The following is a 15,232-nucleotide window of genomic DNA, read 5'->3' as shown; positions in this document are numbered from 1 at the left end:
AAATTATGCAGATTGAAGCTCGGCGTAAGCCCATTCGATCCACGGCAGCAGTCGGCGCAGATCTTCCTGCTCCACCGTACCGCCGCACCAGATGCGCAAGCTCGGCGGCGCGTCGCGATAGCCATTGAAGTCATAGCCAACATCCAGCTCATCGAGCTTGGCAGCAATCTTCTTCGGCACCGAGGCCTGATCTTCTGGCGACAGACTGTCGTAATATTCGCCCTGGAACACGAAACACACACCGGTGTTGGTGCGCTGCTCCGGATCGGAGACCATATTGCGAAGCCATGGCGTCGCTTCGACCCAATCGGTCACGATCTTCGCATTGCCATCAGCGCGGTCAAACATCGCCTGACGTCCGCCGAGCGATTTTGCCCATTCCAGCGCCATGATGTAATCTTCGGTCGCGAGCAGGCTCGGCGTATTGATCGTCGCGCCTTCGAAAATAGAACGGTTGATCTTGTCGCCCTTCTTGAGGCGGAACAGTTTCGGCAGCGGCCATTCGGGATCGTAGCTTTCGATCCGCGCGACAGCTTTAGGGCTAAGGATCAGCATTCCGTGCTGTGCCTCCGAGCCCATGACTTTCTGCCAGCTAAAGGTTGTGGCATCGAGCTTCGCCCAATCCATTTCCTGAGCGAAAATCGCGCTGGTCGCATCATTGATCGTGATGCCCGAGCGGCCTTCTTCGAGCCAATCAGTGTTCTTGATCTTCGCGCCCGACGTTGTGCCGTTCCATGTGAAGACAACATCATTGTCTTGCGGGATACTCGCCAGATCAGGGATCTCGCCGTAATCGGCGTCGAGAACTGTGAGGTCTTTCAGCTTAAGCTGGTTAACCGCATCCTGAATCCACACATTGCCGAAGCTTTCCCACGCCGCGACGGTCGCGGGTGCTGCGCCCAGCATCGTCCACATCGCGCATTCGAGCGCGCCAGTGTCCGAACCCGGCATAATCCCGACAAGGTAATCGTCAGGCACGCCCAGCAATTCGCGGGTCAGGTCGATGGCATACTTCAACCGCGCCTTGCCGACGGCAGAACGGTGTGAGCGCCCGAGGGCTTTGGTTTCAAGAATGTTCGCTGACCAGCCTTTGAATTTGGCAGTTGGTCCAGACGAAAAGAATGGTCGCTCTGGCTTCAGAGCAGGTACGTCAGTCATGTATTCTCTCCTTACAGAGAGCTCGCGCGGCGTTGGGACCGCGTGGCCCACTTGCCGCACTAATGTTGCGCCGCAGCATGTCAAGCTGCATTGGTATTTCCTAGAAAATGAGCGGTGGATTGCATTGTTTGTTTTGGCCTCAAGCGCCGGAGTTTGTTTGTTCGAGCTCAAGCGCCGGCGTTCGCATCCGCTCATTTAGGCTTCCGGCCTGACCGGCCGTCGGGCGGTCGCCCTCTGGCTGCCGCGACCAAGTACAGGCAAAACACTGGTGGCTTGGAATGGTTCGGAGCCGTTTGGCTCCGCAAGCGCGACCGCGCGCCCGAGCTTATGCGAGGAAGCAAGCGAGGCGGATGCCTCGCGCCCGTAGGGCCAAAACAGAAAACGCGCGCCCGGCGCCTTAGGCTTAACAAAAAACTCTCCCCCTCGCCAAAGCGAGTGCAGCCCTATAAAGCGCATCGCAATGCAAACATCCGACCTTCGTATCGCCCTTTTTAGCGGCAATTATAATTATGTCCGTGACGGCGCGAATCAGGCGCTGAACCGGCTGGTCGAGTATTTGTTGAGGCAAGGTGCGAAGGTGCGCGTCTATGCGCCGACCATTGATGAACCGGCCTTTGAGCCACAAGGCGATTTGGTCAGCCTGCCATCGGTTGCAATCCCCGGGCGTAGCGAATTCCGCTTCCCGCTTGGCCTGCCACATGCGGTCAAGGCAGACATCGAAGCGTTCAATCCGAACATCCTGCATGTGTCTTCACCCGATGTGTCCGCTCACCGCGCCGTCAGCTGGGCGCGCGATAAGAAATTGCCGATCTTGGCATCGGTCCACACGCGGTTTGAGACGTATCCGCGCTATTACGGGCTTGGTTTCACAGAACCTTGGCTCGAATCCATCCTGCGGCGCTTTTACCAGCGCTGTGACGGGTTGGTCGCACCATCCGACAGTCAGATAGAGACCCTTCGCGAGCAAGAGATGCATGATGATATCAGCATCTGGTCGCGCGGCGTCGATCGAACGATATTTGCATCTGAGAAACGCGATCTCGAATGGCGCCGGTCATTGGGCATTGAAGATGACGACATCGCTATCGTGTTCCTTGGCCGTCTGGTTATGGAAAAGGGTCTCGACATTTTTGCCGAGACCATCGTTCAACTACGCAAGCGCCAGATCCCGCACAAAGTGCTGGTGATTGGCGAAGGGCCTGCCCAGAAATGGTTCGAGAAAGCATTACCGGGCGGCATATTCGCAGGCTTTCAAACCGGGCCAGATCTCGGCCGAGCACTCGCCAGCGGTGATGTGTTCTTCAACCCGTCAATCACCGAGACATTCGGCAATGTCACACTAGAAGCGATGGCTTGCGGATTGCCCGTGGTCGCCGCTGGAGCAACCGGCGCGGCAAGCCTCGTGCTGGACGGAAAAACGGGCACGCTGGTCCCGCCGACAGGCGCTGAAGCCTTTGCAGAGGCCTTAGCTCCCTATTGCACCGATGACGGTCTGCGCGCCGAACAGGGTGCAGCAGGCGAAGCACGCAGTCTCGAATATAGCTGGGACGCGATCAACCAAGCGGTGGCCGATACCTATATCCGATTGATTGAAGCGCGTCAGAAATAGGCGTTAGCGGAGAACGCCTGCCGCCGACAATCGGCGAGCGTAGAAAAATAGCGCAATCGTAATCGTCCATATCGCTACAGCGAACAGTATCTGTCCGTGTGTCTGCATGCTCTCAGGAATTATGGCGACAGCGCGTTCATAATATGTCGTTCCTAGCAGGCCAATGAGAGAGACACCGTAAGCAATAACCGCAAATTTCTTGCGTAGCAGCAGCAACAGCGAACCTAACGCACATCCCCAGACGCCGAGCGCCCAAAAGGCGACGGCCCAAGCCGGAAATGAGGTGAAATATTCAATCTGTTCACCGGTCATACCCATGGCTTCGAGGTAGCCGGTCTTGGTCGCCATATAGCTGGCAACGCCGCCTAAGTTCCAAAGCAATGAGATGCCGCCCACGACCCAAAGGTGCCAAGGCGCTTTATCAGTGTTTTCCATTGTGATGTTCCCCTCCATCAAATCAATAGAGGGGGTTTAGCATCATTTTGTAAGTTGCACCAAACGCAACTGCACAGATTGCCTACAGCATCACGATCATAGCATTTAGGCGTCTGGAAAAGTCTCCTTCTTGAGAAGGTCACACGCCCGCTGTTCACCGTATCTACAAGCGGTTCTGAATTGGGCACCGGCCCGCCAATCTTGCTTTGGACCGCCTTCGCCTTTCCATGTCATCAGGCCCGCGAGGTAGCATCCCTCTGCCACCCGCTCGCTGCAAGCTTTTTGATATTCTCTTTTCGCAGTCCCAAATTTTCCTTCAGAGTATGCAGTCTTTCCACGCATCAGCGCGGTTATCTTCCCGCCTGGTTCTTTTTGAGCAGTCTGTGATTTTGACTCTACACTTTGTACTGACGCTGGGTCGTTTCCGGCACGCTCCAAATAGGCCGTTGTTTCGGCATCCATCTTTGGACAGGCACTTTCTCCGGCATTCACTGCTTTCTCAACACTAAGCGCCCAACTAATTGCACCGCTCGGCACCTTCGCGCCATCGCCATTATTCAAACTATCAAATATGGTCTGGTAATCCGCTTTACATTGCTCAGAAATCTGCGCGGCGACGTCTTGCGGCCAGCCAATGCCGAGCAATGCAATCAACCCCGCGGCAAAACCTAATGCACCAAATTTGGCCGAATCGAACATACTGCACTCCTGAAATCTGATCAGTAGCGCAATAGGCAATCACCCCTGCAAACCTTTGCAAAAACGCGACAATATTATGTTCGTGGTGATGTAACTAATCACACCACCACGAACTAAGACAAGGGTTCTAGAGCCGTTCGATCCGCTTTGCGGCATCATCGATGATATCAACCATCTCTTCAATGTCGCCAGCGTCAAAACCGCCGCTCCGGTATTTGTTTTTAAGCACGCCCGCGAGATTGCCCATCGCGCGGAACAGTTCGGGAGCCCGATTGCGCTCTTCATTACCTGACATCGCAGTGAGTTTCTGGACGATCTTTGCCACTTCATCTTCACGATCGGCGAGTTCTTCCTTGCCCGATTTGGTGATCTCGAAGGCCTTCTTGGCCTCGTCGCCCTTCTTGGGCTTGGCTTCTGTGATCACACCTTCATCCGCCAGCATTTGCAGCGTCGGATAGACGGCGCCGGGGCTCGGTTCATAGGTCCCACCTGTCATTTCTCCGATGGCTTTGATCAGCTCATAGCCATGGCGTGGTTCGTCACCGATCAGCATCAACAGTGTTAGGCGCAGCTCTCCCGTGCCGAACATGCGGCGTTTGCGCTTATGACCGCGTCCTCCGCCGCCGCCAAACGGGCCATCACGGCCGAAATCACCACCCCAATTGCCCCAACTGCCCGAAGCGAACATCGCTTCGATCGGGAAACCGCGACGACGCATTTTTCTCATCTTGTGAACTCGCATTCCACTATTCCTTTCGATATAACTAAGATAGCTCTAAGATATATCTTAATTGCAATCTGACAAGTGGCTGATGCAATCCTTCGGCAAAGCGCCTATCTGATCCGACGAATGACTGACCTGTTTCCCGATGACATCTCGCCGGAGCGCGCACGCGACGAGCCGCGTGAGGACTCGCCGCTGGCAGATCGCCTGCGTCCGCGTGCGCTTAACGAAGTTGTCGGACAGGATCACCTAACCGGTTCCGACGGTGCAATTGGCCGGATGGTCGCAGCTGGCAAGCTATCTTCGATGATCCTGTGGGGGCCGCCCGGCACCGGGAAAACCACTACCGCGCGATTGTTGGCGGATGCCGTGGGTATGCGGTTTGAAGCGATCAGCGCCGTCTTCTCTGGCGTAGCAGATCTCAAAAAAGCCTTTGCTGCGGCGGACAAAGCGGTCGATGCCGGTCAACGCACGCTACTATTCGTAGACGAAATCCATCGCTTCAATCGCGCGCAGCAGGATGGCTTCCTGCCGTTTGTCGAGCGCGGCACGGTAACACTGGTTGGAGCGACCACCGAGAATCCCAGCTTTGCTCTGAACGCCGCGCTGCTTAGCCGAGCGCAGGTGTTGATCCTCCAGCGACTTGACCAGGAAGCACTATTCACGCTGCTTGAACGGGCTGAGGAATTGGAAGGCCCCCTTCCCCTCACAGATGAAGCCAAAGACGCATTGGTCGCATCAGCAGACGGCGACGGTCGCTTCCTGCTCAATCAGGCGGAGACGCTGTACGCTGCCAACATTCCCGAGCCGCTTGATCCGGCAGGACTTGGCAAGTTCCTCCAGCGCCGCGTTGCGGTCTACGACAAGGACCGTGACGGACATTACAATCTGATCTCTGCCTTGCACAAAAGCCTGCGCGGATCGGAACCGCAGGCTGCGCTATACTACATGGCGCGGATGCTAACGGCGGGCGAGGAACCGCTTTACGTCCTTCGCCGCCTTGTCCGATTTGCGAGTGAAGATATCGGCCTCGCAGACCCGCAAGCGCTGACCCAATGCCTTGCTGCCAAACAGGCCTACGAATTTCTCGGCAGTCCCGAAGGCGAAGTCGCGATTGTGCAGGCGTGCCTCTATCTTGCGACTGCGCCCAAATCCAACGCCGCCTATGCCGCGCAAAAGGCGTCGTTCAAAGCCGCGAAAGAGACCGGCAGCCTGATGCCCCCGCAGAATATCCTCAACGCGCCGACCAAGCTGATGAAGGATATCGGCTACGGCAAAGACTACGCCTATGATCACAATGCTGAAGGCGGCTTTTCCGGCGACAATTATTGGCCCGAGGAAATGGAGCCGCAGACCTATTACGAGCCGGTCGAGCGCGGCTTTGAACGCAAAGTGCGCGAACGGATGGAATGGTGGGATCGCAAACGGAAAGAGCTGCAGGGCGAATGAGACCAGACCGGTTCGACTATTTTTGCGCGATTGACTGGTCCGGTGCGGCCGGACCGCGCCAAAAGGGTATTGCAGTTGCGATATGCGATGCTGCTGGCGGTCCACCCGTTCTGGTCAATCGCGACAACGCGTGGTCGCGCGCAGAGGTATTGGGCATCCTCCGCAATGATCTTCCAGACAATACGTTGGTCGGGATGGATCTTGGCATATCGCTGCCATTTGACGATTGCGGTGCCTTTTTTCCCGATTGGCCGGATACTCCCGCCAATGCGAAACAGCTTTGGGAGTTGATCGACGATATTTGCGCCGATGACCCCAATATGGAAGCAAGCAGCTTCGTCGATCATCCGGAACTGTCGCGCTATTTCCGCCGTCAGGGCGGCCGCGAAGGAGATCGCTTTCACACAGCCAACGCACCGGATAAACGCGGACGGCTTCGCCTTACAGAGCACGTTCAGCAAGCGATGGGGTGCAAGCCATATTCCAATTTCAATCTCGTCGGAGCAGCGCAGGTGGGTAAATCGAGCCTCACGGGAATGCGGATGCTGTACCAGTTGAACGGTACAATCCCCGTTTGGCCGATTGATCCGTTGCCCGAGACCGGTTCAGTCATCGTAGAGATTTACACCGGCCTTACCGCGATTGCCGCCGGTCGGTCTGCCAGCCGCAGCAAAATCCGTGATTATGGCGAGCTGAACACCGCGCTGACGGTACTCGATTCGCCTTCGGTTCCAGCGGATGGGCCAATCGACGATCACAGCTCGGATGCAATTCTGACCTCAGCATGGCTCCGGAAAGTCGCAGAAAACCCCGCATTATGGTCACCAAAGGGCCTCACACCCGAAATTGCTGTAACTGAGGGCTGGACGTTCGGCGCATTTTGAGCCAAAGGGCGCGCCGCACGACAAATCTGGCGTGCAGATGATGGGCCGGCTTAGCTCAGTTGGTAGAGCAGTTGATTTGTAATCATCAGGCCACGCGTTCGAATCGTGTAGCCGGCACCATCGCTTCTGATATTTTTATCCCTCAGAGGCCAGGCGCGAGCCATCCGGCCCGCTTGGCTTCGCGCTAACCGCGCGTCGCGCAGTCGCGCTCTGGCTGCCGCGACTAAGGTTCATGGGCTCTCTTGCAAGCGTGTTGCTTTTCCGACATCCCAGACACTCGTTAATTGGAGAGCGAGCGGTGTCAGATTTCAAAGTGAGCTTTGGCTTTACGCAGCCTGACAAGGCGCCTGAACCAGCACCTCCGCCAGAACCGACCGGCCCCGCGCCCGACGACACTATTGAATTCCTGTGCGATCCTGAATTGCTCGATAAAATTCCTGCACCCGAACGCTCGATCCGGTCCGCGCCCGAATGGTTCAAGCAGCTCGACCGTGAGATGGGAATGAAGGACGCGAACGGCCTTCCCGGCTTGACCGTCAAAGCGTGCCTGCCGGTCACTGATACATTCTCGCTCGGTTACATGATCTCGCTGCCTTTCGATGTGCAATTGCACGTGCCGGAGGACCGCGTTTCGATCCAGATGGGCTGGGCGCCCGACGTTCCTTTCCAACCGATAGAACAACATCATCCCGCCCAGATTGGCGCGCCCCAACCGCCTTTCGAGAGGACGATGCCGCTGAAATTCATCAATCCGTGGCGGATCAAAGTGCCCGACGGATATTCTGTGCTGTTCGCGCAGCCACTAAGCCGCCCCGACCTGCCTTTCACTTGCTTCACCGGCATGGTCGATTGCGACCGCTTCGATACGACAGTGAATATCCCCTTCGTATGGTCCGGCCCGATTGGGGATCATTTGTTGTCGGCTGGTACGCCGATTGCGCAATGTATTCCGATCCGGCGTGATGCACTGTTGAAACAGACGAACGCCCGCGCCTCCACCGCAGAAGAATTGGCAGAACAAGCAGCGGCAAAGCAGCGCAAATATCACGAAGAGTCGACCTATGCCCGCGATTGGCGGGTTAAAAAGTAGGCAGCACCCTTTCAAAGCAGGAGCGCTCCATTATGGTCCGACGCAAATGCGGATCATCAGGGGATGATGGGGTGAGGATTCTACTCAGCAGCGCCGCGATGCTGGCCATGGCATGGTCAAGCGTTGCGCATGCCGAAACGGTAAAGCGCTCGGGAACAATTGCGGGCAAGATCGTCACTGCAAAAGGCGGTGAGCAAGGCCGCTTTGTGCCCGCCCGCACGTTCCGCACTGCCGAAGCCCGTCAGGATCTCAAGCAAGGCGATGTACTGCGCACCAATCGCTCAGGCACGCTTTCGATCCTGTTCGCCAACCGCACTCAGGTTCGGCTCGGGCGCAATTCGACATTGGTGGTCGATGCCCAGTCCAACGTCTCACTCAACAAGGGTAAAGCATGGGGTCGGTCGCCACGCGGCAAGAGCAATTTGCGCGTCCGCACGCCGTCCGCGACCGCCGCCATCAGAGGCACCGAATGGGCGATCAGCGCTGATAACGACAGCAGCACGCTAGAGGTCTTTGAAGGCGAGGTTGAGCTGTCCAACGAATTTGGCAGCGTCACGGTCGGTTCGGGTGAAGCCGCCACTGTCCGGCGCGGTCAGGCCCCGGTTAAAGTGCAATTGGTCAATCCATCGGGCCGTGAGCAGATGCTTTATTATGTCCGCGCAGAGGATGCGCTGGCGATGATGGGCGGCCCGCGCGATCTGTCCGAAGCACAGAGGCTGGTCGATCAGGGCGATTGGGAACAGGCGAAGCAGCTATTCGATGGTTTGGCCGCTGGTCCAACACCCGAAGATCGCGCCATCGGAACCTACGGACAATATCTCACTGCGGCGCAGTTGGGTCAGGAACCGCAATATCCCGCGCCAGAGGAAACGCCCAATTCCTATCTCGGGCGCGCGCTGATCAAGGCCTATGAAGGCGATCTGCGCTCTGCAATTACGCTAGCTGAGGAAGGCTTGGTCCGCTTCCCCGACACACCTGGATTGCATGATGCAAAGACGCGCATCGTGCTGCTTCTTGGTGAGCCCCAATTGGCACGCAAAGCTATCAATGCGGCACTCGTCAGATTCCCGGATCATGGCCGCTTGATTGCACTCGAAGCAGAGATCATCGCCGATTACGAAGGTATGCCGCGCGCTGCACTGACCCGCGCCGAGCAAGCTGCAGCAATCATGCCCGACTATCCAGATGTGCAACAGACATTAGCGGAGATCTGGCTTGAGAGAGGCGGTTTTAAGGAGGCGCTGGCCGCTGTCGACGCCGCGCTCGCAACTAAGCCCCAAGATGCAACGTTGCATGCCTTGAAAGCCGAGATCCTGCTCGCGCAGAACGAAGTCAGGAAAGCGAAATTCTCACTCGACCAGGCGATGGATTTGGAACCGGATTTGTCAATCAACCGGCGTATTCTGGCCGGCTATTACGTCCGCCTCGGTGATCTGGATGCGGCCTCGGAGGAAGCACTGGCTGCGTCTGCGGGCAATCCATCCTTCGGGCGCGGTTTTGTCAGTCTGGCGGAGCTGCAATACCAGAACAACGAACCCGACTTGGCCGAGCAACAACTGGACGCAGCCGCGCGGCTCGACCCGCTCAGCCCGACAATCCCGCTTACACGCACCGCAATCGCGCTCCACCGCTTTGATGCAGGCAGTGCCATTCAAGGCGCGCGGGGTGCACTGGCCAATTTCCAGAATCGCGGCGGCGAGTATGTCAATCTGTCAGAGAACCAGCAGTCCGGTTCGCTCGTCTCGCAGTCCTTTCGTTTCCTCAATCTCGAAGGCTGGGGCCGCTATTATGGTGACCGGGTGTTCGATAGCTTCAACGCCAGTTCATACCCCGATCAATTCCTCAATCAAACCGCATCACCCTTTATCCTGCGCCCGCGCAATGGCACCTTCGACTCCTTCAATGGTCTCGACGATGATTTCGTATCTAGCTTTATCCAAGGCGCCGTGTTGGAGCCGTTGAGCGTGGTCTCGCCAGAGAAAGACTTAGTCTTCTCGCGGCGAAACTTTTTCGAAGGTTCACCGCAAGTCACCTATCTGACTGAGAATCAGCGCGAGCTCGTCAGCGGGAGAATCAGCGCCACGGGCCTCGCCAATGGCGCGATTCCGCTCGCCTACACATTTACCGCAGAGCGCTTGCAATTCAACGATGTCTTGCCTCGCGAAACGATCAGCCCGTTTATCGATCGGCAGGAAACTGACAATCTGTTCGTTAACACACTGGTGGGGTTTGAACTGTCGCCGCAGGACAAATTCGTGTTCTTCGGCAATTACGAAGATAGCGACACCGTAAATCTGATCTCTCAAGGCTTTGCAGACCAGATCGGAATCAATCGCCGCGAGCGCCCGCTGCGGAGGCTAAAGAACGAAAAAACGACCGCGGGTCTATTCTGGAACCACCAATTCGGCCACCGCAATATGCTTACCATAGGTGGTCTGTATCGCGACGAGAACGAAACCACCCGGATTGAGGACTCGATCAACAGCAACGAAGCGTCACGTATTGCTGCTCGAAACGAATTTGTCTTTCTAACCGCCAATTACAGTCGAGGCTTCGGTGATCTCGATCTCCGGATCGGTGCGGAATATTCCAATCTTGATTTGGTATTTCGGGATCAACAATTCACGCGAAACGCGGATGGAAATTTGGTCGAAATCCCCGGCACGGTCCTTTTTGACGAGGCCTTCATCCGCGAGATCCGCGCCTATGCCGATGCACGATACGAACTTGGCGAGAAGGTCATTCTGCAAGGACAGATAAGTTTCCTGCATGAGCAGAATACCGTCAATATACTGGCGAATGGTACCAATGAAGATAGCGGAATATTCTTTAATGTGGGTGCGGCATACGAGCCAGTGCAAGGACAGTGGCTCCGCGGTACGATTAGCCGGCAAACAGCTGACGAGCGCCCGTTTTCGTTCGCCCCGATAGCCGCGATTGGCCTCAAGCCGTTGATCGCGCCGGTGGAGCAAAATGCGCGCATTCTTAGCTATATGGCTCGGTGGGATGCCGAATGGACGCCGCGTCTCTTCACAAGCGTGCAGTATCAGAAACAGGATTTCGGCGCGTTGTTCTTTGAGGTGCCAAGTGGCGGCATCCAATTACGCGGTGAGAGTTCAACGCTTGACCGGATTGAGCTGGAAGCCAATTTCTTAGCGACTGACAATCTCGGCATCCGGGCTAATTACGCAATGGTCGAAAGCCGCGCGCGGCAGGACTTCAACCAGCTCGGACAGGCGACATTCGGCAATCCCAACAGTTTTGTGCCTGCCGGAAGCCGCATTCCATTCGTACCGGAGGCAACCGCTCAATTGGGCGCGACCTGGACTGTCGAGGCTCCAATACGGCTCAAAACTCGGGTATTTGCAGATTATTTCGGGCCGCGGACCGATGATCTCGACATCTCGCTTGATGGCTATGTGGTGTTCAACACCACTGCCAATTGGCAGCCCTTCGACCGGACAGTAAATGTCGATCTCGGCGTGTTCAATCTGTTCGACAAGCAAGTGCAAGATGCCACCGGTATTCCGGGTCCAGGACGAACGATTAGCCTGAGCGCGAGTATGCGCTTCTGACCGGCAAATCCGCCTTGTTCCGCTCAATAATTGCGGTAATCGTGGCCCTGTTGGTAGGTCTTACCACTCTGCTACCAGCATGGGCCGATCTGGGCGGACGAGCCTTCGACACATTCTCGACCGCATCCCCGCCCCGCCCTGACGAACCGGGCGTTGTGATCGTTGCAATCGACGAACCCAGTTTCGAAGCCTTTGGAGAGGGCTGGCCCTGGCCGCGTGAGCGGCATGCGGAGCTGATCACCGCATTGCAGCAAGCGGGCGCGAAAGCTATCGGCTTCGATGTCGTGTTCGCTGATCCAAGCGCTCCTGACGGCGATAAAGCACTGATTGATGCGATGGATGGGCAAGTCGTTCTCGCCGCGAGCGAACAGATCGTGGAGCGCGACTATGGATCGACGCTGATCCTGACCGAACCTTTGCCTGATCTACTAGAAGCAGGTGCGAAAACTGGCGTTGCCTCGCTTTCGGTCGATGGCGATGGGGTACTCCGCAAAATGCCGGCTTACTCTAATAGTTTTATGGCCACGCTGCTCACCGCAAGCGGAGACGAGCCGGAATATGCCGCAGATCCAAACCGGCTGATTCAGTATTTTGACGGCCCCGGAGCCTACCCAACCGTTTCGTACTATCAGGCGTTGGAGCCGGACATCTATCTCGAACCCGGCTTCTTCGAAGGTCAGGTAGTCCTAATCGGACTCGCGCTGCAAACTGACATCACCGTCAATGAAGGCGGCGATGATGCATTTGAAACGCCCTTCACTGCTGAGACTCGCTTGCTCACACCCGGAGTCGAGGTGCAGGCCACCATCTTCGACAATCTGAAGCATGGACTGTCGATCAACGAAGTACCGGGTTGGGTCCGCTATGTCGCGATCCTTGCGGGCGTGCTTCTGGGGCTGCTTGCATCCAGGCCGCGCTCGCCAGCGATCAAATTTGCGCTGGCAGCTGTTCTCGTCATTGCAAGCTTGCTCGGATCATGGGTGTTGCTCCGCTACGCACGCTTATGGGTGTCGCCAGCCGAATTGGTGGCCGCCCTTCTGGGGATCGTTATCGCTCTTGCTGCGCTTGATTTTGCGCGGGAACGGCGGCGCCGCCGCGAAGTACAAGGCGCGTTCGGACAATATGTGGCGCCCACGATGGTCAAGCAGATTATCAGCAATCCAAAGTTGTTGAAGTTGGGCGGAGAGCGCAAGGATCTGACGATCCTCTTCGCCGATATCCGCGGCTTCACGACCATCTCGGAATTGATGAAGGACGATCCCGAGGGTCTGGTGGCCCTCATCAATCGCGTCCTCAACCCTTTGTCCGATATCGTCATCGAGCATCGCGGGACGATCGATAAATATATGGGCGACTGCATCATGGCGTTCTGGAATGCACCGTTGGATGATCCAGACCATGCCAAAAATGCTCTCGCGGCGGGGCAAGCAATGATGAAGGCGATGCCGGCGATCAATCAAGCCATCGCCGCACATCTGCCGGACGACGCGCCCGAGATCAAAATCGGGATCGGGATCAATTCAGGCAGCTGCGTTGTCGGCAATATGGGATCGGACCAACGCTTTGACTACTCGGTGCTCGGCGATGCAGTGAACACAGCGTCACGGCTGGAGGGCGCTTGCAAGGACTACCAAGTGCCGATCGTTATCGGCCAAGCGACGGTTCAGGCTGCGGGTTGCGTTGATGAGCTAAAGCAGCTCGATACTCTGGCAGTGCGCGGCAAGACCGAGGCAATCTCGATCTATACAGTCAAAGACGTTTAACCGCGTCCGCGATAGCTCTGCACGCCCTGATCAGGGACCCATAAGCCTTCGGGTGGCGCACCGGTTTGCCAGAACACATCAATCGGAATTCCGCCGCGCGGATACCAGTACCCACCAATGCGCAGCCAGCGTGGCTTCATTTCTTCCGCGAGACGTTGGCCGATACCAACCGTCACATCTTCGTGAAATCCGTTGTGATTGCGGAAACTGCCGAGGAACAACTTGAGACTTTTCGACTCAACAATCGTCTCGCCGGGCGCATAGTCCAGCACCAAGTGGGCGAAATCGGGCTGCCCGGTCACCGGGCATAGCGAAGTAAATTCCGGTGCAGCGAACCGCGTCAGATATAGCGCGTCTGGACGCGGATTGGGCACGTAATCGAGCACCGCCTTTTCGGGTGATGCGGGAAGTGGGGTTTGCTGGCCCAGAAATTGCGGGCCGGAATCGCCGGATTCGTTAGATACTGTGTCACTCATGCCGCGCTGATGCCGTGATCGACGCTTTCGCACAAGTCACCTGTAGTATATCGCGGGTTCAGTGACTATTCAGCCCCGCGCTGGCTCGAACGCCCTGCTGGACATCTCGACTCCGACCATGAAATTCAAAACCGCTGTATCTCTGACTGCAATCGCGCTGGCCGTTCCCGCTTTGGGCGCGCCCACTTCAGTGCCTGATTTCCGGCTGCCTACGCCGACGCCAACAGCCACACCGCAGGTCCAGGGACCAGTTGATACCGAAGGGCCAGTTCCGGTCGCTCCGCGTGTTATTCCGACCGAAACACTCACTCCGGCGCCGACAGCGACGCAGCCTGCAGCGGTACCAACGGCTAGTTCCACGCCCACACCTGCTCCAACACGTCAGCCAGTTGCACGACCGACCGCGGCAACCACACCTTCTCCGCAGCGCACCACGGTTCCGACTGCATCGACGTCGCCCACACAATTAGCACCAACCCCGTCACCAACGGTCACCCCAACCAGCGCGGCACCAACCGCCACTGACCAATTGCAATTCGATCCCACAGCCACTCTGCCGACCCAAGCTGCGCCAGTTGAAGCGCAGAGCGCGGCCGGAGAAGAGACGTCCACGAGCGGTATCGCCTTGTGGATTGCTGCTTTGGTCGCACTGCTGATCGCTCTCGGTGGCATTTTCGTGTTCTGGCGTCAGCGCCAACCTGCGACTGCGGGCGTTCCCGAGATTGAGCCGCCGTCCAAATGGGTCAGCAGATCCAGCGACGCAGCTGATTTGCCTCCGCTGCCAGGTTCACAGCCACCAACACCGGAACCTGCAAAGAAAGAGGCCGAAGCCGTTGAACCACCGCTGATCGCGGGCATCGACAAGCCTACAAGCACCAAATCATCTCTGCAGATCAAAGCGCAAGCGCTGACTCTCAGCCGTAGTCTGATGAACGCCACGATATCGTACCGGCTCGAACTGATGAACCTCCAGAACCAGTCGCTCGGCGAGATTTCAATCAAAGTCGATATGGTCACTGCGCACGGACAAGCCCCGGTAAGCGAGCAAGTCGCCAATGAGCACACCGAGTTGGCGGAGACGGCATTTGTCGCCGCAATCGATGGTCGCGGAACGCATGAAGTCAAAGGCAGCTTCAGCCTGCCGGTCAGAGCGATCCGTCCAATTACCCAGCGCGGCGCGGCGCTTTATGTCCCGCTGCTTCGTCTTCGCGTCGAGGCGCCCGAGGTTGATCCGATAATTTGCACTTTCGTGGTCGGTAACAAACCACCTGAACGCGGTGCCAAATTGCAGCCCTTCCGCCTCGACGAAATGGCACAGACCTATCGCAATATCGGCCTACGCCTACTCGACTGATCGCGCCGACATCGCT

At 57.0% G+C, this 15,232-nt stretch carries 12 protein-coding genes and 1 tRNA gene; 8 read left to right on the top strand and 5 right to left on the bottom strand.

The window, feature by feature from the left end; all coding sequences use genetic code 11:
• Positions 1-3: 3 nt before the first annotated feature.
• Entirely contained in the window at positions 4-1,158 is a 1,155-nt protein-coding gene (locus J9777_RS01735; RefSeq protein WP_209347075.1) for a phosphoserine transaminase, read from the bottom strand.
• 460 nt (positions 1,159-1,618) lie between these two features.
• Here J9777_RS01735 and J9777_RS01730 point away from each other — a divergent pair, with 460 nt between their 5' ends.
• Positions 1,619-2,767, top strand: a complete 1,149-nt coding sequence (locus J9777_RS01730) for a glycosyltransferase family 1 protein (RefSeq protein WP_209347074.1) — start codon at positions 1,619-1,621, stop codon at positions 2,765-2,767.
• 3 nt (positions 2,768-2,770) lie between these two features.
• Here J9777_RS01730 and J9777_RS01725 read toward each other — a convergent pair whose 3' ends face one another.
• The 3 genes from J9777_RS01725 to J9777_RS01715 form a co-directional block, all read right to left on the bottom strand.
• Positions 2,771-3,202, bottom strand: coding sequence for a hypothetical protein (locus tag J9777_RS01725; protein WP_245228472.1), 432 nt, complete (start codon positions 3,200-3,202; stop codon positions 2,771-2,773).
• A gap of 105 nt (positions 3,203-3,307) precedes the next feature.
• Complete coding sequence (locus tag J9777_RS01720; protein WP_209347072.1) at positions 3,308-3,901, bottom strand: hypothetical protein; 594 nt, start codon at positions 3,899-3,901, stop codon at positions 3,308-3,310.
• Between the two features lie 127 nt (positions 3,902-4,028).
• Positions 4,029-4,619 (bottom strand): PadR family transcriptional regulator, encoded by a 591-nt coding sequence (locus tag J9777_RS01715; RefSeq protein ID WP_245228471.1) that lies wholly within the window; start codon positions 4,617-4,619, stop codon positions 4,029-4,031.
• A 132-nt stretch (positions 4,620-4,751) separates the two neighbouring features.
• Between J9777_RS01715 and J9777_RS01710 the strand changes: the two genes are divergently transcribed.
• The 6 genes from J9777_RS01710 (at position 4,752) to J9777_RS01685 (ending at position 13,386) form a co-directional block, all read left to right on the top strand.
• Entirely contained in the window at positions 4,752-6,074 is a 1,323-nt protein-coding gene (locus tag J9777_RS01710) for a replication-associated recombination protein A (RefSeq protein ID WP_209347071.1), read from the top strand.
• Entirely contained in the window at positions 6,071-6,958 is an 888-nt protein-coding gene (locus J9777_RS01705) for a hypothetical protein (RefSeq protein ID WP_209347070.1), read from the top strand. Before J9777_RS01710 ends, J9777_RS01705 begins: the two co-directional genes overlap by 4 nt.
• Positions 6,959-7,002: 44 nt before the next feature.
• A tRNA-Thr gene (locus J9777_RS01700) sits at positions 7,003-7,078 on the top strand.
• Between the two features lie 178 nt (positions 7,079-7,256).
• The gene (locus J9777_RS01695; RefSeq protein WP_209347069.1) at positions 7,257-8,048 is read left to right on the top strand and encodes a hypothetical protein; all 792 of its coding nucleotides are present in this window, start codon (positions 7,257-7,259) and stop codon (positions 8,046-8,048) included.
• A 71-nt stretch (positions 8,049-8,119) separates the two neighbouring features.
• Positions 8,120-11,623, top strand: coding sequence for a tetratricopeptide repeat protein (locus J9777_RS01690; RefSeq protein ID WP_209347068.1), 3,504 nt, complete (start codon positions 8,120-8,122; stop codon positions 11,621-11,623).
• A 41-nt stretch (positions 11,624-11,664) separates the two neighbouring features.
• On the top strand, positions 11,665-13,386 hold the full coding sequence (locus J9777_RS01685; RefSeq protein ID WP_209347067.1) for an adenylate/guanylate cyclase domain-containing protein: 1,722 nt from the start codon (positions 11,665-11,667) through the stop codon (positions 13,384-13,386).
• Here the strand turns inward: J9777_RS01685 and queF are convergent.
• On the bottom strand, positions 13,383-13,862 hold the full coding sequence (gene queF / locus J9777_RS01680) for a preQ(1) synthase (RefSeq protein ID WP_209347066.1): 480 nt from the start codon (positions 13,860-13,862) through the stop codon (positions 13,383-13,385). The two genes, J9777_RS01685 and queF, sit on opposite strands and share 4 nt — an antisense overlap.
• Before the next feature lie 118 nt (positions 13,863-13,980).
• On the opposite strand from queF, the gene J9777_RS14720 reads away from it, so the two are divergent.
• Positions 13,981-15,216, top strand: a complete 1,236-nt coding sequence (locus J9777_RS14720) for a hypothetical protein (RefSeq protein ID WP_209347065.1) — start codon at positions 13,981-13,983, stop codon at positions 15,214-15,216.
• Positions 15,217-15,232: the final 16 nt, after the last annotated feature.

The sequence above is a fragment of the Pontixanthobacter sp. CEM42 genome (assembly GCF_017812015.1).
Classification (GTDB): Bacteria; Pseudomonadota; Alphaproteobacteria; order Sphingomonadales; family Sphingomonadaceae; genus Pontixanthobacter.
The sequence above is the reverse complement of the archived record's forward strand: the minus strand, read 5'-3'. Positions and strand labels throughout refer to the sequence as shown.